Here is a 20,289-nt window from a genome sequence, read left to right on the forward strand (position 1 = left end):
GGATGGGCGACCGCTGGGAGGCTACTCCACATCCCCTATACTCCCCGCGATGGGTGAGACGAGGCTCATAGTCGCCGAGAAGCCGTCCGTCGGGCGGGACATAGCGAGTGCCCTGGGCCGGCACCGCAAGGGCGAGGGCCGTCTCGACGGCGAGGGCTGGACCGTGACGTGGGCGCTCGGGCACCTCGTGGAGCTGGCTCCGCCCGACGCTTACGGGGAGGAGTACAAACGCTGGAGCCTCGACCGGCTGCCGATCCTGCCAGAGAGCTTCAAGGTCCGCGTCACCCCGAAGACCCGCAAGCAGTTCGAGCTCGTGAAATCTCTTATGCGGGATCCCGGGACGAGTGAGGTCGTGAACGCCTGCGACGCCGGGAGGGAGGGGGAGCTCATCTTCGCCTACCTCTACGGTCTCTCCGGCTGCAAGAAGCCCGTGAAGCGGCTCTGGATCTCCTCTCTAACCCACGAGGCGATCCGTGAGGGCTTCGCCTCCCTGCGTGACGGGCGTCAGATGAGACCCCTGGAAGACGCGGCCCGCAGCCGCTCCGAGGCGGACTGGGTGGTCGGCATGAACGCGACCCGGGCGTACTCCGCCAAGTTCGGCTGTCCCGGAAACGTCCTCTCCGTCGGCCGCGTCCAGACCCCGACGCTGAAGGTGCTCGTGGACCGCGAGCGCGAGATACAGAGCTTCGTGCCCGAGAAGTTCTGGACCGTCCACGCCCGGTTCTCGAAGGAAGGTGAGACCTACGACGGGCTGTGGTTCAAGGACGAGAAGGATGAGAAGGGGCAGAACCAGAGCCGGCTCTCCACCAGAGAGGCGGCAGACGAGATCGCCGCGAAGGTGCGCGGCGGTGCGGGCGCGGTGCGCAAGGTGCAGAGAAAGACCGCAGCCGAGAAGCCGCCGCTACTGCACGACCTCACCGAGCTGCAGCGAAACGCCAACGCCTGGTACGGGTTCTCCGCGGATCGTACCCTGAAGGCGGCGCAGTCGCTGTACGAAGGGCGCAAGCTCATCACCTATCCCCGCACCTCCAGCCGCTACCTCTCCGGCGACATGGTCGAGGGGCTCAAGAAGCGCGTCGAGGCCGCCGGCGGGCTGCCGGAGCTCTCTCCGTTCGCCGAAGAGCTCCTGACGCTGGAGAAGCTGCCGGTAACGAGGTCCACGAAGCGCGTCGTGGACGACTCCAGGGTTACCGACCACCACGCCATCGTGCCGACGAACAGGAAGCCATCCGGCGGGCTTCCCCCGGACGAGGCGAAGGTCTACGATCTCGTCGCCCGGCGCTTTCTCTCCGTCTTCTTCCCACAGGCCCGGTTCGAGAACACCACCGTGATCACCGCGGTCGAGGGTGAGACGTTCGTGTCCAAGGGGCGCGTCGTGCTGGAGAGGGGATGGCGCAGGCTGTACCCGGAGGGGACCGGCGGCAAGAAGGATAAGGAGCCGCCTGTGCTGCCGGAGATAGGGGAAGGAGAGAGCTGGCCGGTGGTGAAGACCGGGGTCAAGGAGGGCGAGACCAAGCCGCCGCCCCGGTACTCGGAGTCGGCGCTGCTCGGGGCGATGGAGACCGCCGGCAAGCTCGTGGAGGATGAGGAGCTCCGCCAGCAGATGAAGGACTCCGGGCTCGGCACCCCGGCCACCCGGGCGGCGACGATAGAGCGGCTCTTAAAGGTCGGCTACGCGGAGCGTGAGAAGAAGACCCTGGTGCCGACCGAGAAGGGGCGGGCCCTGATCTCCCTCCTCGCGGACGACTCGCTCGCCTCGCCAGAGCTGACCGCCCGCTGGGAGGAGCGCCTCGCGAAGATGGAGCGCGGCCAGGAGGATCGCGCAGCGTTCATGCGGGGGATCGAGGAGTTCGCGGCCTCGGTCGTGGACTCGGTACGCGGCATGAAGGGTGAGAAGGTCGCCGCGCCTGCCGGAGTCTCCCGAAACAACGGAGGCAGCAAGAAACCGTCCGCTCCCGTGGGAGAGTGCCCGAAGTGCGGCGCGCCGGTGGTGGAGACGAAGAAATCCTACGGCTGCTCGGCGTGGAAGGATAAGGGCTGCAAGTTCGCCATCTGGAAGACCGTGGCCGGAAAGCGGATCAGCGAGTCTCAGGCCCGTCAGCTCCTCAAGCAGGGCAAGACCGCCGAGCTAAAGGGCTTCAAGAGCAAGGCCGGAAAGCCATTCTCCGCCGCGCTAAAGCTGGACGAGGAGTATCGGGTGAAGCTGGAATTCGGCGAGAAGAAGTAAGGTCCGAGGCTCGGTTGGCGACCTTTCTGGTCCGTAAAAGAGAACGTCAGTGGCGGGGGCTGGACATGGATTCCGGCCTCTAGTAGCTGCCGGAGCCGGACGGGCCCGGTCTACGCCGAAGCAGCGCTGTACATGTACCGGCGACTTTTCCGAGTTACCCCTCTCCACGAACTCAGGGGGCGCAGTCATTTGTCGCCCGCCTCGGATGGCTCTATATACTCCATGTCGTAGAAGCCGCCGCGGACGAGGGTTGGGGCCCGCCCATGTGAGCTAGCCCGGTATGTTCCTCGCCCCCCGTTTGCGGCTACCTGGAGGCTCGTTGATCGGGCTCACCTGGTAAGACTCCCCGCGCATTGAACCCGGCCGCCGGTCATGGAGAAGCCTGGTGGTAGGTTCGGGGAACCGAGGGTACACTCTCCTGCGGATATGATGCGGACATGAATGCGGTACATCCATTATGAAGGTGATAGTCGTCGGGGCCGGTCTCGCCGGTCTCACCTGCGCCAAGGTTATCTCCGAGAACGGAGCCGACGTCGAGGTCTTCGAGGCTTCCGACGGCGTCGGTGGCCGCGTGCGCACCGACGAGCGCGACGGCTTCCTGCTGGACCGGGGATTTCAGGTGTACTTTACCGCCTACCCGGCGTCGAGCCGGCATCTGGATCACGGCGCGCTGGACCTCCGGGCCTTCGACCCGGGTGCGGTAGTGTGCCGGGGAGGGGGACGGGACGTGCTCGCCGACCCTCTGCGGGACCCGAAAGCTCTGCTGCCCTCCCTGTTCTCGGACGTGGCCGGTCTTAAGGACAAGCTCCTGACCCTGCGGCTGGCCGCCAGTGCGGCGCCGGGCGGCGTCGAGGCCGCCGGTGAGTGGGGCGGAGGCTCCGGCCCGGAGCCGGACGAGTCGAGCGAGGCGTATCTGAGGCGGGCCGGTTTCTCGGAGCGGTTCATAGACGGCTTCTTCAGGCCGTTCTACGGCGGTATACTCCTGGACCGGAGCCTCTCTACCTCGGCCAAGGTGCTGCGGTTTACCTTCAGGATGCTCGCCACCGGCAAGACCGCCGTCCCCGCCCGCGGGATGGGTGCCATACCCCGGCAGCTCCTCTCCCGGCTGCCGGAGGGCGCGGTCCGGCTGAACGAGCCGGTCAGGGAGTTGCTGCGGGACGGTGACGGCGTTACCGGGATACGCACGGCGCAGGGCGAGCACGAGGCGGACGCCGTCGTGGTCGCCGCCGAGGGGCCGGAGGCGGCGAGGCTCTCCGGCGCTGACGCGCCCCGGCGAGGACTGGCGCAGACCTGCGTGTACTACTCCTGCGCGCCGGGGAGCCTCGGCGGAAAGAAGATAATGCTCAACGCGGAAGACGAGGGATTCTTGAACAACGTCGTGGAGGTAAGCCAGGTCGCGCCCGGCTACGCGCCAGAGGGACGCGGGCTGGTAAGCGCGGTCGCGCTGGGCGAGGATAGTATGAAGCTCACCGACGAGGAGACGTACCGGCGCGGCATGCAAGATATAACCCGGTGGGCGCCGGAGGCCGACCTCTCGCCGCTCGCCGTGTACCGGATACCGTTCGCCCAGTTCGACCAGCCGCCGGGGATACACGCGACGCTAGCCGGAAACGAGCCCCGGACGCCGGGCCTGTATCTGGCCGGGGAGTATACCCAGGACTCCTCCATAAACGGCTCCATGCTCTCCGGTGAGCGGGCCGCCGGCGCGGTGCTCGCCGCGACGAGGGAGGCCGCGTGAGCGAGAACGGCAACAGCGGTATCAACGGTATCAACGGTATCAATGGCAACAACGGCATCAACGGCAGTGGGAGATCCGGTAATAACAGCGAACCACCCGCCCTCATGGTGGATAGCCTGACCAAGACCTACAAGGGCGGTCTGGTAGCGCTGGATAACATGTCGCTCGACATACCGCGCGGCAGGTTCTTCGGGCTGCTCGGACCGAACGGGGCGGGCAAGACCACGCTCATAAACAGCATCGTAAGCCTGGCGCGGCCCGACTCCGGGACGGTGGAAGTGTTCGGCAAGGACGCCTACCGGCAGTTCAAGGAGGCGCGGCGCATGATCGGGGTCTCCCCGCAGGAGGTGAACCTCGACAAGTTCCTGACGGTCGAGGAGACCATGATCTACCACGCCGGGTACTACGGCGTCCCGAAGAAGAAGGCCCAGGAGCGGTCAAAGGAGCTTCTCGACCGCTTTGAGCTTACCGGAAAGCGTCACACCCGCACCAACACCCTCTCTGGCGGCATGAAGCGCCGCGTAATGTTTGCCCGCGCCCTGATGCACAACCCGGATCTGTTGTTCCTGGACGAGCCGACCGCCGGGGTGGACGTGGAGCTCAGGTACAAGCTCTGGGACTTCGTGCGCGAGCTAAACCACGATGGCATGACGATCCTGCTCACGACGCACTACCTGGAAGAGGCCGAGGAGCTGTGCGATGAGATCGCGCTCATCTCCGGCGGGGAGATAGCCGCCCAGGACACGGCGGCCGGCCTGAAGCAGAGCTACAGCGCCCACAACGTCGAGGAGGTCTACCTGAAGGTGATGGGCCATGTTGCGTAACCTGTCTTCGCTATCCTTGCAGGGCACGCTGGCGGACAAGCCGTTCCTGACGCTGCTCTCGCGCGAGATAAGGCGTTTCATGCGCGTCTGGACACAGACCATAGTGCCGCCGCTTCTGACCTCGCTGTTGTACATCGTAGTCTTCGGCGTGGCGCTGGGCTCGCGCATCGACGAGCTGCAGGGTGTGCCGTACCTGACCTACATCCTGCCCGGCATCGCGTTTATGAGCCTCATAACCGGCGCGAACTCCAACTCCTCTAGCTCCGTGTTCGACGCCAAGCGCGAACGGTACATAGACGAGGTGCTCGTGAGCCCGATGAGCGACCTGCAGATAGCGCTCGCCTACGTGCTAGGTGGCACGCTGCGCGGCGTGATAGTGGGTACCGGAATATTTATCGTCACGATACCCTTCGTGGACATCACCATACAGCACCCGTTGCTGTTGTTCGTTATAGGCATCCTATCGGCGTTTATCTTCTCCTCGGTGGGGACGATGGTAGGGGTGCTCGCGACCAGGGTGGATCACATCTCGTTTCTGACCAACGTGGTCGTGCAGCCGCTGACCTTCCTCGGCGGGGTCTTCTACTCGGTGAACATGCTGCCGGACGCCCTGCGTATAGTCACGCTGTTCAACCCGATCTTCTACATAGTGGACGCCGCCCGCTACGCCGCGCTCGAAGCCTCCGACCTCAACCCCTACCCGACGCTCGTGATGGTCGTGGTGTTCTGCGTCCTGAGCATCACCGGGGCGTGGTGGTCCATCCATCGCGGTCCGACCCTCCGCTACTAGGGCCACCGGAAGGCTGAAGACGTCGGGCCCGTGAAGCGACCGTCTGGATCCCTCGGGGCCTTACCCTTCGTCCTTGCCGTCTTCGCGGCGAGCCGCCTGCTCTTCATGGGAGCGGGGGCGCTCGCCGCCGCTTTTATCGCAGATGCGGAGCCCGCCGGGGACCCGCTCGGGCCCGGGGGCGTCTTCGGGTACTGGGCGCGCTGGGACGGGGCCTGGTACTCCGAGATCGCCACCGGCGGCTACGACGCCCGCTACCCGGCCTCGACGGCGTTTTTCCCGCTGTACCCGCTGCTGATCCGGCTCGGCACGCTCGTCGGCGGCGGGCCGGCCTTATGGGGCGTGGCGATCTCGCTCGCCGCCACCTTCTTTGCGCTGTACTTCGTCTACCGTATCGCCGAGCGCCTGTACGACACGCGGGCGGCCCGGGCGGCCGCCCTGGTAACGGCCTTCTTCCCGACGGCTTTTTTCCTGAACGCGGTGTATACCGAGGCGCTTTTTCTGGCGCTCTCCGCCGGCTGCATCTGGGCCGCGATGGTGCGACGGGAGCTGCTGCTCGCCGGGGCTCTCGGTGCCCTGGCGGCCGCCACGCGCAGCCTCGGCGTGCTCCTGGTGATCCCCCTGGCCGTGGAGTGGCTGCGTTACCGGCGCGAGATCGGCGCGCCGGGGCTCTTATCCGCCGCCCTGGCCCCGGCGGGGACGGCGGCGTACCTGGCCTTTTTGTGGGTCCGGTTCGGGGAGCCCCTGGTCTCCTTGGGCCAGCAGGAGGACTACTGGGGCCGGGAGCCCGCGAGCCCGGTGGCCACGCTCTCCGCGGCCTGGTCCGCGGCGGGCGACGGGGCCTCTTACCTGGCGCGGCCCCTGGAGCTCCTGGCTAGCTCTACCGCGGGTCCCACGCTGTCCGCCTCGAACACCTTGAACCTGATATTTCTCGGGCTGTTTCTGGTGGCGATGGGGGCGGGGGTAATGCTCCTGCCGCCGGGGCTCTCCCTGTACGCGCTCGCCCTGGTGCTCGCGGGGATGCTCGCCCCGAACCCGGACCTCCCACTGATGAGCCTGCCCCGGTTCCTGCTGGGGGCGTTCCCGATGTTCCTGGTGATCGGGCTCGCGCTATCCCGCCTCCCTCTGGGCCGGCTCGCACTGGGGGCCTGGGTGCTCGTTAGCGGGGCCGCGGGCGTCTGGATGGCCGCGCTCTTCGTTACCTGGCACTGGGTGGCCTGAGCCAGAGGGGCGTCCGGAGAGGGCCAGGGGCTCCTGCCGATCTCCGCCACAATGTTACACAAATGTCTGTAAAAAGTAGCCATATTGTAACTTCAGTCTTTTATAATGCGCCAAGCTAAGAGTTGCTAAAGGTTGCGGGATTTTCCGGGAGGTATGGCGAATGTTTGGTGGGGAAGCTCGGAGTCGGCGGGGTTTGAGAGTGGGGTCGGGTCGTGCATCTGATCGTCTCTCTTTCGTGGCAGCTTTGTTCGCGATGGCCGTCGTGTGTGCGGGGCTGGTGGTCTTCTCGGCCGGGGTTGCTGAGGCGCAAGAGGGGAGTGTGGAGGCTACGGGCGAGCTGATCAAGCCCCAGGCCACCTCGTACATGTACGGGACGCACGCCATCGAGGACGAGGCCACGGGCACCATGTACGCCCTGCAGAGCGAGGCGGTGGACCTCGACCGGTACGTCGGAGAGCGCGTGACCGTAAACGGTACGGTGGTCCCCGGCTACGAGGCGGGCGCGATCGAGGGTGGGCCGGCGCTGATACAGGTGTCCGATCTGGAGGCTGCGGATCAAGGCTCCAGCGGAGACCAGTACGCCGACGAAGACCAGGGAGCTAGCGGAGATCAGTACTCAGATGACCAGGCGGGACAGCCGGGCTCCGGGGGAGGCTCCGGGCTCCCCGAGAGGCTTCCGGACACCGGCGGCCTGGGCATAGGGGCCGCGCTGCTCGCCGCGGCGGGTCTCCTGACCGGCGCCTTTCTCCTGAGACGCCGTTAGGTCCGTTAGAGGGTAACGCCGAGAACGTAGCCGAATAGTAGGATAGGGTCGTCCCGGGCGGCTCACGGAAGGTTCCGGCCTTTCGTGAGCCGTCCTTCTGGTGCCCGGTATCGAACCGGTCGTCTAGCCGTCTCCGGCGTTGCGGTGCGGAGAGGTTTTGTATCAGTGTGCCCGTGTGTGTCGGTGGCGCGCGGGGTTCCGCTGGTCCAGAATGGCCGGATGTTCACCATCTCCCAACCTTCGGAGTCTGGAGTGGAGCGTGTGCTGGCCCACCAGCGAGAGCTTCCGCTCTCCTACCCGGAGGTCGGGGCGACGCTCGGTGAGCCGCCTGCCGGATACACCGTGGACCGGACCAGGATCAGGCTCGGAGAAGGCCCCGGGACGTTCGGGCTCGCGGCCAGCGCCCTGTCCGAATGGCGGCACTTCGAGACCAGCTGGACCCGGCTCCTGCCGGCGGGTGCTCCGGTGCGCGAGGGGGCGGAGGTGTGTGTCGTGGCTCGGCACCTCGGGTTCTACTCGATGAACCCCGCCCGGATAGTCCGGGTGCTGGACGAGCGGGGCCGGTACCCCGGTTACCGCCGGTACGGCTACGTGTACGGGACCCTGCCGGCGCACTCCGAGCTCGGCGAGGAGAGGTTCTCCGTGGAGCTGCTGCCGGACGGCTCGGTCTGGTACGACCTCTGCTCCTTCGCCCGGGGCGGCAGCGCGCTCGTCCGGCTCGGCTATCCCGTGCGGCGCGTCCTGCAGAGACGGTTCGCCCGCGACTCGGGGCGGGCCATGATCCGCGCCGTCTCCGGAAGGTAGCCCGGACGAAAACGCCGCCGCAATCCATTAAGCAATCCATTAAGATGTATAGATAAGTCATCCACGGGATCAACAAGAACCAACAAGAACCAACAAGAACCAACAAGAACCAGCGAGAACCAACGAGAGCCAGTAAGAGCTGGGGGAGCGCCATGATCGACTATCATCTGCACGTCGTCGCCCACGCCGACCGTCCCATGACGGCCGGGAACATACTCGAATACTGCAAGGTCGCCCGGAGCCGGGGCATCCAGGAGATGGGCATTACCGAGCACGACCGCTACCTGGAGGACGTAGACCTCGACGCGTTTAGGGAGGCGGGGGAGTCGTCGGAGGATGTGAAGCTCAGGCTTGGGATAGAGGTGGATTTCGTGCCGGGCAATGAGGCGGAGATGGACCGCGTTGCGGAGGCGCTGCCCTACGATTACGTGATCGGCAGCGTCCACCGGGTCGGCGGTGAGGAGGTGGACAACCCCCGCGATAAGGACGTGTACGAGAAGTGGGACACCTACGAGCTTTATGAAGCGTACTACGAGAACGTGCGGGCGGCGGCGCTCTCGGGACGGTTCGAGGTGATCGGCCACCCGGATCTCATAAAGATATTCCGCACCTACCCGGACCGCGACATCACCCCGATGCTCGAAGAGACCGCCGACGCGGTTGCGGAGGCCGGGGTCGCGGTGGACGTAAACTCGGCGGGCTTGCGCAAGCCGGTCGGTGAGATCTACCCGGCCCGGAACCTGTTAGAGATGTTCCACCGGCGGGGCGTCCCCATCATCCTCTCATCCGACGCCCACGCCGCCGCGGAGGTCGGTGCGGGTTACGATAAGAGCGTGAAGCTGGTAAAGGAAGTGGGCTACACCGAGGTCGCGACCTTCGAGAACCGTGAGAGGAGGGCGCTCGCGCTGTGAGGGGGGAGAAGGAGGAGGCCGGGACCAGAGAGCTGTTCCTCGAAGACGCCTATCTCCGGGAGTTCGACGCCCGGGTACTGAGGATAGCCGGGCGTGAGGTGTGGCTGGAACGTACCGCCTTCTGTCCGGGAGGCGCGGGCCAGCCTCACGACAAGGGGAGCCTCGGGGTCGGGCCTATCGAGGCTCGGGTGGTGGACGTGCAGCGCCGCGACGGTGAGATCGTCCACGTCACCGACAACCCCATCCCGGAGACGGTTGGCCGTCTTGTGGGGGTCCTCGACTGGGAACGGCGCTACTCCCACATGCGTTACCACACCGCTCTGCACGTCCTCTGTGCCGTGCTGGGGCGGGATTTCGGCGTGGAGGTTACCGGAGGAAAGATATACGCCGACCGGGCCCGCGTGGACTTCTCACCGCCGGAGGACCGGGGCGAATGGACGCCGGAGATCGCCGACGAGATAGAGCGGGCCGCCAACCGCGAGCTCGCGAAAGAGAGCCCGGTAAGCGTGCACGAGCCTCCGCCGGATACGGAAGAGCCTGCCCACGAGAGCTTTGCGTCAGACCGGCCGGACCCCGTGCGCGTCGTCGAGATACCGGGCACGGATGCCCGCCTCGATGCCGGGCTCCACGTCGCGAACACGGAAGAGGTGGGCCGTATACGGATCACACACCATAAAAATCGCAATAACCGCAAGAGCTTCGGGAGCAAGGTCCGCGCCACGGGCACCGGCGAGCGCGTGGAGTTCGTCCTGGAGGATCTATGACGAGGATGACGAGGCTGCGCCCGTTGAGAAAACTGCTGCTCTCGGCCCTGCTACTCGTACTACTTTCAGCCCTTGTGGCGGGATGCGGCCAGGGGGAGACGGACGTCGGAGAGACGGCCTCCGGCTCGGACGGAGCCGGGAGCGCGCCCCTGACGAGGACGGTAGGCGCCGAGGAAGCCGACCTGCCCGACAGCATATCCACGGGTGAGATCCCGCAGCCCCCCCTACAGAACCGCCCGGTCGTTATCCGGAGCTCCGGGGGAGAGGTGCGGGTCCGGGCCGAGATCGCCGACGACGACCCGGAGCGCACCCGGGGCCTTATGGCCCGCGAGGAGCTCGGAGAGAACGAGGGCATGCTCTTCGTCTTCGACTCGGAGCGGTCCCTGAACTTCATTATGGAAAACACCCTGCTCCCGCTCTCCATCGCTTACATAGACTCTAGGGGCAGCATCGTGGACATCCGGCGGATGCAGCCGCTCTCCGAAGACACCTACCCCTCCGCCGAGCCCGCGATGTACGCCCTGGAGGTGAACCAGGGCTTCTTCTCCGAGCGCGGCGTCGAGGTGGGCGACGAGGTGGATCTCCCGTCCACTGTGGTGGAAGGGTAGACTACTCTCGTTAAAGATAGTACAATCGGTCCATAGAACCTGGCGGGGCGCTACGGCGCCTGAGTAGGAGGGAAGGGTCCGATGGACCACTAGGCGGAAAACCTTACGGCCGCGCCGCCGGGCGCGGCCCGTACCGGGCCGGAGATCGCCCGCCCTAACCGGGTGGCTTCTCCGGCCCGGATATTTTTGTCCGTTTTCGCCCGGGGCTCCGCCGGAGGAGAACCTAGCCGCCGGGAGGGTTATCATGCAATCGATGTAGCCCAGGTATCCACCGGGGGTGAAGCGATGGGTTATCTACCGGAGAAGATACTGCTGGCTTCCGACGGCTCCGAGGACGGCATTCGGGCTTGCCGGACGGCGGCGGAGATGTCGGAGAGCTTCGGGGCGGAGCTGCACGTCGTCCACGTGGGTTTGCAGTGGTACCTCGTGGTGCGAGATTACATGAGTCCCGAGCAGTACGAGAGGCTCAAGGAGGAGCGCCAGGAGGTGCTCGACGCGCAGGTTTCGGAGATAGAGGGTCACGGCGGCCGGGTGACCGAGGCCCACCTGAGGATGGGCCGCAGGGTCGACGAGGAGGTCATAGACCTTGCCCGTGAGATCGGGGCCGGCCTCATAGTCGTCGGCAGCCGGGGCGCGGGGAGCCTGAGCCGGGCCCTGCTCGGCAGCGACTCCAACAACATCGTGCATCACGCGTACTGCCCGGTGCTCGTGGTGCGCGGCGGAGAGGCCGAGGGCTAGCCGGATAAGTTAGATAAGGCTCGCGCCACGCCGAACGGATCCGAGGCGACTACGGAGGCCGCGTAGAGCTCCATCGCGCCGATGTCCGAGGTGCGGTTGGAGGGCTCGCCGCGATCCACCAGGTAGACGAGCGTAGGGAAATTTTCCCACCCCGATTCGGGCTCCGCGGGCGGCATGTAGAAGGCGACGTTGAACGAGCGTACTCCGAGGTTCCGGACGTAGGAGGTCAGCAGCTCTCCCGCCGCCCGGTGCAGGCCCTCGTCCTCCGGGCTGTGACCGATCAGCACGAGCTCCTTCTCCTTTACCGGGGTGAGGCTGGCGAACGCCCGCACTTCATCCGCGCCGCCGGGAAGGGGTATAGAGAGCCCCAGGGCCTCGTGTAGCCGGAGGAGGTCGCCGAAGTAGTCGCGGCCGTGTTCGGCTGCGTATCCGGCGGCGTCGCGCCGGAGGCGTTCGACCTTGGGGTAGTGGGAGCCCCGGGTGGCGGTGACCTGGGCGTGGCCGTGGATTATGGAGCCCCCGGCGCGCCACAGGCAGTTCCACATCATGAACGGGTAGCGGGCCCCGGGGTCCGCGTGGCGCGCCTCTCGTAGCCACCGAAGACCGGTGGAGACGTAGTCGGAGACCTTCTCCGGCGTGAGGCTCAACGGGTCGTGGTCGTCGAAGACGATGACGCCGTGGAAGCCGTCGTACTTGGCGACGTTGGAGGCGGTGGTGGCGTACTCGCCGCGCACCCGGCCGAAGACGTCCGCCGGGGTGCCGGACTCCGGCGAGCAGAAGGGGTCTCCCTTTGTGGCCGAGATCTCGGCCCCGAGGTCCGCGTCCGTGCCGGTGTCCAGGGGGCGGGAGGATCGGAGGCCGTTGAAAAGCGTGCCTTCGAGGGTGACGAGGTTGGTGACCCGCACGATGCGCTGCTCCCGCACCTCCTCCACGGAGCCGAAGGTGCGCTCGATCCAGGGCCGCATCGCCTCCGGCTCCTCCAGATAACCCGTGGTAGCCGTTACCTCTAGCAGCCGGTCCGCGATCTCGCGCTCCGCGGCGGGCAAGGCGTGTATGAGATCCGGCAGATCCGTTATGGCGGGTGCCGTGGAGGACATGCTACGAACGCTCCGTCATCTGTGTGCCCCTTCTCCGGCCGGCGTGTAATCCGTCCTGGCTATCTTATACTCGGGGGGCCTGGAAATCCGGGCGTTGGTTGCCTCTATTATTCGGTAAGCTGATGCCCGGTCCGGCGGTCTCTATCCGGGATTCCGGGATGGGATGCCTCGATGGTGGAGGGCCTTGCGCACCTGGCCCAGGAGCCGGATCAGCTCTTCGCGGTCTGCTTCGGGGAGTGGCTCGAAGACCTCCGCCACCGCCGCGCGATGCTCCTCGAAGAGTCTGCCGGCGCTCTCTTCGCCTCTGTCCGTGAGCTCGATCAGGGTCGCCCGCCGGTCGGTGGGGTGGCTCTTGCGCCGCACGTGCCCCTCTTCTTCCAGGGCGTCCACCAGCGCGGTCACGTTACGCCGGGTAACCCCGAGCTCCTCGCTGATCTCACTCATTATCCGGGGGCCCCCGACGCGCAGGGCCCCCAGAAGCCTCATCCGGGCGTGGCTCACCTCAGAATCCCTTAGCTGGTACCGGATCCAACGCGTATAAGCCGGACCAAAAGCGGCGAACTCGTCCGCCAGCCGCAGCGACATCTCGCTTACCCCGCTCTCGTAACCCTCAGAACCTCCGGAGCCTATAGCTCCCATATTTCCGCCCCTGTTACGCAGATGAAACTCCCGATCCTCCAGCTCCTCCCGAGACTTCCTATCTCTTACCAGTTTCGTAGTTGTAGTTCACTATGACCAATGTTAATTTATACTAGCACATAGTGAACTACTGCATTATTCAGATGAGAGGTGACGGGGCCGGATCGCATGAGTCTACGGCGTCCCGGCTCCGTTGTTAGAGAAGGAGATTACCCGATGAGTAGTCCGAGGAGTTTTCAGAGCTTTCGAGGCGCGACAGAGGAGAGGGCGTGACGGCGGGCGAGAGGCGCGGTATAGAGGTCGAGGGGCTGGTCCGGGAGTTCAAGGGCGGCATCCGGGCGGTGGACGGCATCCACTTTCACGTGGAGCCGGGTGAGATTTATGGTTTCCTCGGCCCTAACGGGGCGGGAAAGTCCACGACCATTCTGATGCTGACCACGCTCCTGCCGCCGACCGGCGGCACCGCCAGGGTCGCGGGCTACGACGTGGTCAAGGAGGGCGCGCAGGTCCGGGCTTCCATAGGCGCGGCGCTCCAGGAGGCCGCCCTGGACCAGTTCCTGACCGGCCGCGAGCACCTGAACCTGCAGGCCTCCATGCACGGCCTCGGGCGCAAGGAGCGCAAGCGGCGCGGCGACGAGCTGCTACGGCGGGTAGGGCTGGAAGAGGCCGCCGACCGCCGGGTGGGAGGCTACTCCGGCGGGATGAGGCGGAGGTTGGATCTCGCGCTCGCCCTGGTGCACGAGCCCGAGATAATCTTCCTCGACGAGCCGACCACCGGGCTAGATCCCCAGAGCCGTTCGGCGCTGTGGGACGAGGTCAGCCGACTCGCCAAGATAGAGAACACCACTGTGCTCCTGACCACCCAGTATCTCGAAGAGGCCGACGCTTTGGCCGACCGGGTCGGGATCATAGACCACGGCCAGATCGTAGCCGAGAACACCCCGGAGGCCCTCAAGGCCGAGATCGGCCGCTCCAGCATAGAGGCCGCACCCTCCGACCCCGCGGACCTCGAAGCTCTAGGCCGCCTGCTGGAGGACTTTGGGGAGCCGATGCTCGCCGACTCGGGCTCCGCCGCGGTGCGCCTCGAGGACGGCACTAGCGGGCTCACCGAGATAGTCCGGGCGCTCGACAAGGAGGGCCTGAGCATCTCCAGCATCGAGCTCAACGAACCGACCCTCGACGACGTGTACCTTGAGAAGACCGGACGCTCCCTCGAAGGTCAGGGCGACTCGGAGAGCTCGGACGGCGCGGGAGCCTCGGACGCTTCGGGGGACACCGCGAAAGCCGAGGAACGGGCGTGAACTCCAGGCTCCTGACCCAGACCGTATATCTCGCCCGCCGGTCGGTGCTGCGGACCGCGCGGCAGCCGGCGGTGCTGATCCCCGCCTTTCTGTTTCCGATGCTGCTCTTCATCCTGCAGGGGGCGAACCTGGACCGCGCCGCGGACCTACCCGGGTTCCCGGCGGACTCCTACTTCGCCTTCCTGCTCACGTTCCCCCTGATCCAGGGCGTGCTTTTCTCCGCCGTCTCCGCCGGCACGGACATCGCCGACGACATCGAGAGCGGCTTTATGAACCGGCTTTCGATGACCCCGATGAACTCGGCGGCCCTGCTAGTGGGCCAGCTCTTCGGGGTCGTGGTGCTAGGGATCGCCCAGGCCGCGTTTTACCTCGCGGTCGGCGCGGTGCTCGGAGTCGACATAAAGGCCGGCATCCCGGGCATACTCCTGGTCCTGCTTTACGGGGCGGTAACTGCCCTCGGTTTCGGGGGCATAGGCGCGATACTCGCGCTAAGGACGGGTTCCGGAGAGGCCGTCCAGGGCCTGTTCCCGTTGCTTTTCGTGGTCGTGTTCCTGTCGAACATACTGTTGCCGCTGGATCTCATCGGAGCCGGGTGGTTTCAGACCGTGGCAACGTACAATCCCATAAGCTATCTGGTACAGGGCATACGGAGCCTGATCATCACGGGCTGGGAGCCTCAGAAAGTGCTGATCGGCTTCGTGGTCTCGGGGGCTATCCTGATAGTTGGGATCACCGGGGCCGCGTTCTCGCTCAAGGAAAGGTTGGCCCGCACATGAGCAACACGAGCAGCATGAGCAGTACGAGTAGCGCGAGTGGACAGAGCAGAGAGAAAGGCGGGATCGGCCAGTTCTTCTCGATAGCCGGGGCGGTCGGCTGGCGGGGAACCCGCACCTACCTTACGCGGCCCTCGCTCCTCATACCGTCCCTGATCTTCCCCATCTTCCTGTTCGCCGCGTTTACCGGGGCGCTGTCCAAGATTTCCGAGGTCCCCGCATTCGACTTCGCGGCGGGCTACACGGCGTTTATCTACGTGTGGCTCTTGTTACAGTCGGTCGCCCTCGGCGGTGCCTTTACCGGCTTTTCCATAGCCCGCGACTTCGAGAGCGGCTTCGCACAGCGCCTGATGCTCGCCGCCCCCCGGCACGGCGGAATACTACTGGGCTACATGCTGTACGCGGTGGTGCGCGCGGTCATAACCGCCACGGTGGTCACCATCGTGGCCCTGCTCGGCGGCATGCAGGTACTCGGCGCGGCCGGGGATCTTATCGGACTCTACACCCTGGCCCTGATCGTGAACGCCGGGGCGACGCTGTTCGCCGCCGGGATGGCTTTCCGGCTGCGCTCCAGCCAGGGGGGCTTCCTGATACAGACCCCGATCTTCGTCCTGCTTTTCCTGGCGCCGGTGTTCGTGCCCCAGAACCTGCTCGAAGGCGCGGTCGGCTTTCTCTCCACATACAACCCAATAACCTACGTCGTGGAGGCCGGGCGCGGTCTCATCTCGGCAGACCCGACCGGGGTCCCGGCTGCCTTTATCGCCGCCGCCATACTTGTGGTCCTGTTCCTGCCGTGGGCGATCACCGGCCTGCGCCGCGCCGCGAAGGCTGGGGGCTGATCCCGCCGTGTCCGCCGGACGTGGCCGCCCCTATCCGCGAGCCCTCGCCAGAGCCCAGCGGGCGCTCGCGGGTCTCCACGCCCGGATGTACCGGCTCTCCGGCGGCAGGCTGGTCGGGCGTATAGCGGGCAGCCCCATCCTGGTGCTCGTGACCACCGGCCGCAAGACGGGGACCGAACGCCACACCCCGCTCCTCTACCTGCCGGATGGTGAGGACCTCGTGATCGTGGCCTCGAACGGCGGCACCGCCTCACACCCGGCGTGGTATCTGAACCTCCGTTCCGAGCCCCGCGCCGGAGTAACCCTCGGCGGCCAGACGATGCCCGTCGTGGCCTCTGAAGCCACGGGCGACGACAAACAAGGGCTCTGGGAACGGCTGGTACGGATGTATCCTGGCTACGCGGGCTACCAGCGCAAGACGGATCGGGAGATACCCGTGATCCGGCTCCACCCCGACCGCTAATCTGCCTGCCAAAAGCATCTCGTAACAAATTCGGAACGAATCGTTGCTAAATCTTTTCTCAAACCATTGACCTATCAACTAAAGGTCGTAGACTCTCCTCTGGAATCTGGCTGGTGTGGTCGCGGGCTCGCGGCCAATACAGATAAATCGGGAGGTAGTAGCAGTGGAGCGGGAGGATGGCAGTTTCGTGCTCGCGCCGCTCAACGGGGCTTTCAAGGCGTTGCTTGCGGCTTTCGAGCGGGACGTGGGCGTGAGCGGGCCGAGGTATTTCCTGCTCAGGGTGCTCGTCGTGGACGGCGGCGAGGACGGGCTCGGGCAGGGAGAGGTCTGCCGGAGGTTCCGGGTGGACCCTTCGCGGGTGACGAGAATCGCGAAGGCCGCCGAGGCCGAGGGTTTGATCCGGCGTGTGCGCGACCCCGCGGACAACCGCGTGCTGCGACTGTACCCGACCGACGAGGGGCGGAGAGTCTACGAAGAAGCCGCCCTTAACGAGGAGCGTTTCCGGAGCCGGGTCGGGGAGGCCGTGAGCCAGCAGGATCTGGAAGAGCTAAGGCAAACGTTAGAGAAGCTAGAGCGGGCCGCAACGGGGGAGAAGCCGGAGAGCGCGCGGGAGGTACAGATTGAGCTATAGTCAGTCCGCGCAACCAGCGCAACCAGCGCAATCGGCGCAGTCTTCCCAATCACCAGGCGTGCGCAAGAACGTGATATTCATCGGGCTCGTGCTCGGGATGCTCGTCGCGGCCGGCAGCCAGACCATCGTCTCGCCCGCCATGCCGGTTATCGTGGCGGATCTCGGGGGCCTGGATCACTACAGCTGGATCGCGACCGCGGCCCTGCTCGTCTCGGCGGTTACCGTGCCCGTGATCGGCAAGGTCTCGGACATGTATGGCCGCAGGCCCTTCTACATCGCAGGGCTCGTGATCTTCATGGCCGGCTCGGCGCTTGCCGGGGCGGCGACCGGCTTCTGGTGGCTCGTCGCGGCGCGCGCCGTACAGGGGCTCGGGATGGGCTTTATCATCCCGCTCGCCCAGACCATTATCGGCGACATCGTGAGCGCCCGCGAGAGGGGTAAGTATCAGGGATACATCGGCGCGGTCTTCGGGCTGGCTTCGGTCGGCGGCCCGCTTCTGGGGGGTTGGATCACGGACAACTTCTCCTGGCGGTGGCTGTTTTACGTCAACCTGCCGGTAGGCATCGCCGCGCTCGTGTTCATCGTCCTGTACCTGCATCTCCCGCACACCCCGCGCAAACATTCCGTGGACTCCGTGGGATTCGTTACTCTGGGCCTCGGCATAGCGGCGACGATGCTCGCAACATCGTGGGGCGGCACGGAGTATGACTGGGGCTCGTGGCAGATAATCGGGCTCTACGCCGCCGGCGCGCTGCTCCTGGTCGGGTTCGTGGTCAACGAGAACTACGCCGAGGAGCCGGTGATACCGCTCGGGTTGTGGAAGGACTCCGTGTTTACCCTCTCGGTTATCGCCAACGCGGCGATCTCGATGTGCATGTTCGGGGCCATCTTCTACATGCCGGTCTATGCGCAGGGCGTGCTCGGGGTCAGCGTCACGAACTCCGGGACCATCCTCATACCCCTAACGGCCGCGATGATCCTGACCAGCATCGTCACTGGGCGCCTGATCACGCGCACCGGACGCTACAAGCCGTTCATCATAGCCGGTCCGGTAGTAATGGGTCTCGGCTACTATCTGCTGACCAGGCTCGGGGCGGACTCGGCGGTAAACGATTTGCGGCTGGCGATGATCGTGGTCGGCCTCGGACTCGGGCAGGTTATGCAGACCTTTACCCTGATCGTGCAGAACGCCGTGGGTCAGGAGAACCTCGGCGTGGCGACCGCCACGGCCCAGTTCTCCCGCTCCGGCGGGGCGACCATCGGCACCACGATCTTCGGCGCAATAATGACCGGCGGCCTCCAGACCGAGGTCCCGAAACACCTGCCTCAAGGCGCGGCAAGCAGTGGCGCGGCCCAGGAGTTCTCCGGCGGCGGAGGCGGCCTCGGAGCCGTGCTGGATCCCTCCAGACTGAGCCAGCTTCCGGGCCCGATCGTGGACGGTATCCGGGAGGGCTTCGCAGCCTCCCTGCACCCGGTGTTCGTCACCGGGCTGCCGATCCTCGGCGTCGCGCTCGTGGCGGCGCTGTTCGTGAAGGAGCTGCCGCTAAAGACCGTGGCGAACGTGGACGCCGACAAGGGCGACCTCGCGGAGGATACCGCCGCGGCTTCCGCCGCCGATGCCTCGGAGAACGAGGGTTCTCGCGGTTACCGGAGCGCCGACAAGACCGACCGCCTGATAGCCGGAGCCGCCCTGGCTGGCCTCTCCCGGCGCGTGGAGACGGCGAACGGTGATTCGCCGGAGCTCCTGAAAGCGGCCGCCGGGATCGTCGAGAACGACGACGGAGCCTCCGAGCGTGAGCGGGCCGGACGGGCGAATCGGGAGGTCATAAAGCCGCTATACTCGGCCCTGCTCTCGGACTACCTGCTGAACGCGGGACCGTCTCAGAGCGGAGTGCGCGGCAAGGATCCCGTAGAGGGGGAGAGCCGGTAACCACAGAGGAGAGTGTCTTCGGCTCACCACCTCTGGCCTTTCCGGTAGACTACTACCCGATGAGCCGGTAGCGGTAGACAAGACCGCTTCGGTCGTGCCGCGTGTCCGGGAGGAGTGGATCGCAACGGAGCCGAACGCATGATACAGCGGGTGCCGATCTCGGGGGCAAACCTCGTCCGGGCGGCGGGTTTGTTCGCGTCTTTGGGCGGAGTTCTATGGACGGTGAACGTGATCTTCGGCCAGGGTATCGGCGCGGGGAGCGTGATCTCACTCCTGCTGGCCACCATGCCCGTGATGTTTGCCGCGGGTCTCGCGGGCTTCTACCTGCGCTACGACATCGGGTCAAGCCCCGGCAAGGCCGGCCTCGCCCAGAGCATCGCCGGCCTCGCACTGCTCGCCGGGGGCTTCGTCACCGACGCCCTGGGATTCGGGGTCGCCGAGCCGGTTCTCTCCTTCGGCCTCATCATCTTCGCCTTCGGGCTCGTGCTCCTGGGCTTCTCCTACCTCAAGGACGAGCCCATGCCGTACCTCAACTCCCTGCCGCTCGGCGTCGGGCTCCTGGTCCCCGTGAGCCTGGTCCTCGCCCCGGTCGAGCCGCTCGGTCTCGTCGCCTCCGGCTTCTTCGGCGCGGGCTGGGTGCTGCTCGGAGCCCTGCTGTTCGCCGACGCCGCGGGCACGGAGCCCCGCGAGAAAGCCTGACAACCCGGGCCCGTTTGATACAATACCGCCCGCGCTAGAAGTTCTGGAGAGGTGTCCGAGCTGGCCGAAGGAGCGCGATTGGAAATCGCGTAGGCGGTGGAAGCCGTCTCGAGGGTTCGAATCCCTCCCTCTCCGCTCTCCTCGCTAACTCCATACCGGTTAGCTGAATGATACAATCCGCCGTGCCGCGCTAAGCGGGGAAATAGCGATGCCCTGTACCTGCGATTCGCTCTAGCAGGGCCTAACCCCCCGCCCGAGGCGACCCGTGTTCGGTAGAAACCGGAGACGCCGACGAGGATGGTCGGGTCCCGGGCAATGAGGCCCCATGAACCGTGTCAGGACCGGAAGGTAGCAGCACTAAGTGGGTAACCGCATGTGTCTGAGGACAGCTCGACCGGAGTCGGCGCCCGGGAATTTCGCCGGGTTCGGGCGGCTCATTGCGAGCCTCACGTCGACGGCGGGGTGCGCGGCATTTATTTTCATCGTGAGCGCCGGGGCTCTCCGTTATACTCTGCCTCGTGCAGCTTTCCAG

20 protein-coding genes, 1 tRNA gene and 1 other RNA gene are annotated in these 20,289 nt (G+C 65.9%); 20 read left to right on the forward strand and 2 right to left on the reverse strand.

Annotated features, from left to right (window positions below):
- The first annotated feature begins 49 nt into the window (after positions 1–49).
- The 11 genes from ABD53_RS00805 (at position 50) to ABD53_RS00855 (ending at position 11,385) form a co-directional block, all read left to right on the forward strand.
- The gene (locus ABD53_RS00805) at positions 50–2,227 is read left to right on the forward strand and encodes a type IA DNA topoisomerase (RefSeq protein WP_047863832.1); all 2,178 of its coding nucleotides are present in this window, start codon (positions 50–52) and stop codon (positions 2,225–2,227) included.
- A gap of 457 nt (positions 2,228–2,684) precedes the next feature.
- A complete protein-coding gene (locus ABD53_RS00810) occupies positions 2,685–3,965 on the forward strand; it encodes an NAD(P)/FAD-dependent oxidoreductase (RefSeq protein ID WP_047863833.1) in 1,281 nt (426 codons plus the stop codon).
- Positions 3,962–4,789 carry an ABC transporter ATP-binding protein gene (locus tag ABD53_RS00815; protein ID WP_235401211.1) on the forward strand — a complete coding sequence of 276 codons (828 nt, stop codon included), beginning with the start codon at positions 3,962–3,964 and terminating at the stop codon, positions 4,787–4,789. Before ABD53_RS00810 ends, ABD53_RS00815 begins: the two co-directional genes overlap by 4 nt.
- Positions 4,779–5,579: an ABC transporter permease gene (locus ABD53_RS00820; RefSeq protein ID WP_047863834.1), complete on the forward strand. Its 801-nt coding sequence runs from the start codon at positions 4,779–4,781 to the stop codon at positions 5,577–5,579. Before ABD53_RS00815 ends, ABD53_RS00820 begins: the two co-directional genes overlap by 11 nt.
- Before the next feature lie 30 nt (positions 5,580–5,609).
- Positions 5,610–6,797: a mannosyltransferase family protein gene (locus ABD53_RS00825; protein ID WP_047863835.1), complete on the forward strand. Its 1,188-nt coding sequence runs from the start codon at positions 5,610–5,612 to the stop codon at positions 6,795–6,797.
- Positions 6,798–7,032: 235 nt separating this feature from the next.
- Positions 7,033–7,560, forward strand: coding sequence for a hypothetical protein (locus ABD53_RS00830; RefSeq protein WP_152670510.1), 528 nt, complete (start codon positions 7,033–7,035; stop codon positions 7,558–7,560).
- A 177-nt stretch (positions 7,561–7,737) separates the two neighbouring features.
- A complete protein-coding gene (locus ABD53_RS00835) occupies positions 7,738–8,364 on the forward strand; it encodes a DUF1990 domain-containing protein (RefSeq protein WP_084709131.1) in 627 nt (208 codons plus the stop codon).
- Between the two features lie 152 nt (positions 8,365–8,516).
- Entirely contained in the window at positions 8,517–9,275 is a 759-nt protein-coding gene (locus ABD53_RS00840; protein WP_047863837.1) for a histidinol-phosphatase HisJ family protein, read from the forward strand.
- Entirely contained in the window at positions 9,272–10,039 is a 768-nt protein-coding gene (locus ABD53_RS00845) for an alanyl-tRNA editing protein (protein ID WP_084709132.1), read from the forward strand. The genes ABD53_RS00840 and ABD53_RS00845 overlap by 4 nt, the downstream gene beginning before the upstream one ends.
- Complete coding sequence (locus ABD53_RS00850) at positions 10,036–10,647, forward strand: DUF192 domain-containing protein (protein WP_053057518.1); 612 nt, start codon at positions 10,036–10,038, stop codon at positions 10,645–10,647. The genes ABD53_RS00845 and ABD53_RS00850 overlap by 4 nt, the downstream gene beginning before the upstream one ends.
- A 285-nt stretch (positions 10,648–10,932) precedes the next feature.
- Positions 10,933–11,385: a universal stress protein gene (locus tag ABD53_RS00855; RefSeq protein WP_047863838.1), complete on the forward strand. Its 453-nt coding sequence runs from the start codon at positions 10,933–10,935 to the stop codon at positions 11,383–11,385.
- Here ABD53_RS00855 and ABD53_RS00860 read toward each other — a convergent pair.
- Positions 11,382–12,482 carry a hypothetical protein gene (locus ABD53_RS00860; protein ID WP_047863839.1) on the reverse strand — a complete coding sequence of 367 codons (1,101 nt, stop codon included), beginning with the start codon at positions 12,480–12,482 and terminating at the stop codon, positions 11,382–11,384. The two genes, ABD53_RS00855 and ABD53_RS00860, sit on opposite strands and share 4 nt — an antisense overlap.
- Before the next feature lie 141 nt (positions 12,483–12,623).
- Positions 12,624–13,121 carry a MarR family winged helix-turn-helix transcriptional regulator gene (locus ABD53_RS00865; RefSeq protein WP_053057519.1) on the reverse strand — a complete coding sequence of 166 codons (498 nt, stop codon included), beginning with the start codon at positions 13,119–13,121 and terminating at the stop codon, positions 12,624–12,626.
- Positions 13,122–13,390: 269 nt separating this feature from the next.
- Here ABD53_RS00865 and ABD53_RS00870 point away from each other — a divergent pair, with 269 nt between their 5' ends.
- The 9 genes from ABD53_RS00870 (at position 13,391) to ffs (ending at position 20,209) form a co-directional block, all read left to right on the forward strand.
- Positions 13,391–14,422: an ATP-binding cassette domain-containing protein gene (locus tag ABD53_RS00870; RefSeq protein WP_235401213.1), complete on the forward strand. Its 1,032-nt coding sequence runs from the start codon at positions 13,391–13,393 to the stop codon at positions 14,420–14,422.
- The gene (locus ABD53_RS00875; protein WP_047863840.1) at positions 14,419–15,198 is read left to right on the forward strand and encodes an ABC transporter permease; all 780 of its coding nucleotides are present in this window, start codon (positions 14,419–14,421) and stop codon (positions 15,196–15,198) included. Before ABD53_RS00870 ends, ABD53_RS00875 begins: the two co-directional genes overlap by 4 nt.
- Positions 15,195–16,034 (forward strand): ABC transporter permease, encoded by an 840-nt coding sequence (locus ABD53_RS00880; protein ID WP_047863841.1) that lies wholly within the window; start codon positions 15,195–15,197, stop codon positions 16,032–16,034. The genes ABD53_RS00875 and ABD53_RS00880 overlap by 4 nt, the downstream gene beginning before the upstream one ends.
- A 7-nt stretch (positions 16,035–16,041) precedes the next feature.
- On the forward strand, positions 16,042–16,497 hold the full coding sequence (locus ABD53_RS00885; protein ID WP_200900236.1) for a nitroreductase family deazaflavin-dependent oxidoreductase: 456 nt from the start codon (positions 16,042–16,044) through the stop codon (positions 16,495–16,497).
- A gap of 163 nt (positions 16,498–16,660) precedes the next feature.
- The gene (locus tag ABD53_RS15520) at positions 16,661–17,128 is read left to right on the forward strand and encodes a MarR family winged helix-turn-helix transcriptional regulator (protein ID WP_053057520.1); all 468 of its coding nucleotides are present in this window, start codon (positions 16,661–16,663) and stop codon (positions 17,126–17,128) included.
- A 58-nt stretch (positions 17,129–17,186) separates the two neighbouring features.
- Positions 17,187–19,058 (forward strand): MDR family MFS transporter, encoded by a 1,872-nt coding sequence (locus ABD53_RS00895; protein WP_235401215.1) that lies wholly within the window; start codon positions 17,187–17,189, stop codon positions 19,056–19,058.
- Positions 19,059–19,172: 114 nt separating this feature from the next.
- Positions 19,173–19,757 (forward strand): hypothetical protein, encoded by a 585-nt coding sequence (locus ABD53_RS00900; protein ID WP_152670511.1) that lies wholly within the window; start codon positions 19,173–19,175, stop codon positions 19,755–19,757.
- A gap of 45 nt (positions 19,758–19,802) precedes the next feature.
- Positions 19,803–19,892: transfer RNA gene (locus ABD53_RS00905), tRNA-Ser, on the forward strand.
- A gap of 50 nt (positions 19,893–19,942) precedes the next feature.
- An RNA gene (gene ffs / locus ABD53_RS16310) (signal recognition particle sRNA large type) lies at positions 19,943–20,209 on the forward strand.
- The last annotated feature ends 80 nt before the right edge of the window (positions 20,210–20,289 follow it).

This window comes from Rubrobacter aplysinae (genome assembly GCF_001029505.1).
GTDB classification, from domain to species: Bacteria; Actinomycetota; Rubrobacteria; order Rubrobacterales; family Rubrobacteraceae; genus Rubrobacter_A; species Rubrobacter_A aplysinae.